We start from the raw sequence: 1,528 nt of genomic DNA on the forward strand, positions 1-1,528 counted from the left end.
GTTATTGATCCACCATTTATACCCTCTGCGATCTTATAACCTGCTCCTGTTATTTCATAACTGAAATTGCCACTGACTTTAACGATTAGACAGATAATCTTTGTTGTGCCTATGTCTAAAACAGCAAAAACACTTCCCCTTGGCTTTATTATTACTGCAGAGTACATCAGTTGACCTTATGGCACAATTCTATTCAAATTGTAACTTTCTTTAATAGTTTATATTCTATTATAAAAATACAGCAACATTTTAATATACCCCAAACACTAGACAAAGGAAAAAATAAAACATAGAGTTATAATTTTATGTCTAAATTACCAATTGTAATTGCCCCTGATGAAAGGTTAACTACACGTGCCAGCGGAGTAACAGCTATAAACGATGAAATTAAAGAATTAGTAAACGACATGTTCGAAACTATGTACGATGCAGATGGTATTGGCCTTGCTGCAGTGCAGGTTGGAGTACTAAAAAGAATTTTTGTTATGGGTGTTCAACTGAAGGACATTAAAGGCGGGCCAGCAGGATATGAATCGAATGGCAAGTTTTGCATGATTAATCCTGAAATCACGGAATCATCTGATGAGCAAATAATTCTCAAAGAAGGGTGTCTTTCAATTCCAGAACAAAGTCACGAAATTAAGCGTCCGAAGTATTTAACTGTAAAATATAGAGACTTAAATAATGAGGAACGGATGCTAAAAGCTAGTGGTTGGCTTGCGAGATGTATTCAGCATGAGCTAGATCACTTAAATGGTATATTATATATTAGACGTTTGTCTAAATTGAAGTATAATATGGCCATAAAAAAAGCACAAAAGATCAAGAGGCACTATGAGCGATGAGGATTTAGAAATATTAAAATTTTACCATGAAGTGGGCGTTGATTGTACGCTAACAGAAAGTAAGGAAGAAAAAAAAGTCGAAGATAAGGAGGATAACAAAGCTGTGCAGCCTCCTGTCATCCAACAAAAAAAAGAACAACAAACCATGTTCCCAAGTGACTGGATAATTGAAGCAAGGAAACTTGCAAGTAAATGCAGTAGTGTGGATGAGCTAAGAAGTGCAGTTATATCATTTGAAGGTTGTGAAATAAAGAAAACTGCAACCAATACTGTTTTTTCCGGTGGTAATCCAAATGCGAAAATTATGCTCGTTGGTGAAGCTCCTGGAGCAAATGAAGACCTGCAAGGCATACCATTTTGCGGTGCAAGCGGGATGTTGCTTGATAAAATGCTCGGTGCAATTAATCTTGATCGCACTAAAGTTTACATAAGCAATACCGTATTTTGGCGTCCACCTGGTAACAGAAAACCAACTGACTTAGAACTTGATATGTGCAGGCCATTCGTCGAAAAACATATTGCACTGGTTTCACCACAGATTCTAGTTCTGGTCGGAGGAATCGCATGTTATAGCCTACTTGATAACACAAAAACTATATCAACCCTGCGTGGCAGGTTTCATACGTATACTAACCAATACTTGTCTAATTCAATTACCACAGCTGCCATATTTCATCCAGCTT

Annotated in this window: 2 protein-coding genes and 1 pseudogene; 2 read left to right on the plus strand and 1 reads right to left on the minus strand. The window is 36.9% G+C overall.

Going from position 1 to position 1,528, the window contains the following annotated elements; translation table 11 throughout:
• Positions 1-167, minus strand: a pseudogene (locus IHO40_RS06095) (cell division protein FtsA); the annotation flags it as partial.
• Between the two features lie 138 nt (positions 168-305).
• On the opposite strand from IHO40_RS06095, the gene def reads away from it, so the two are divergent.
• Together def and IHO40_RS04045 are read left to right on the plus strand one after the other, a co-directional pair.
• Entirely contained in the window at positions 306-845 is a 540-nt protein-coding gene (def, locus tag IHO40_RS04040; RefSeq protein ID WP_225536878.1) for a peptide deformylase, read from the plus strand.
• The coding region (locus IHO40_RS04045; protein ID WP_225536879.1) for a uracil-DNA glycosylase at positions 835-1,528 on the plus strand (694 nt) is incomplete at its 3' end. The genes def and IHO40_RS04045, both read left to right, overlap by 11 nt.

It is taken from the genome of Wolbachia endosymbiont of Mansonella ozzardi, from assembly GCF_020278625.1.
GTDB lineage: Bacteria > Pseudomonadota > Alphaproteobacteria > Rickettsiales > Anaplasmataceae > Wolbachia.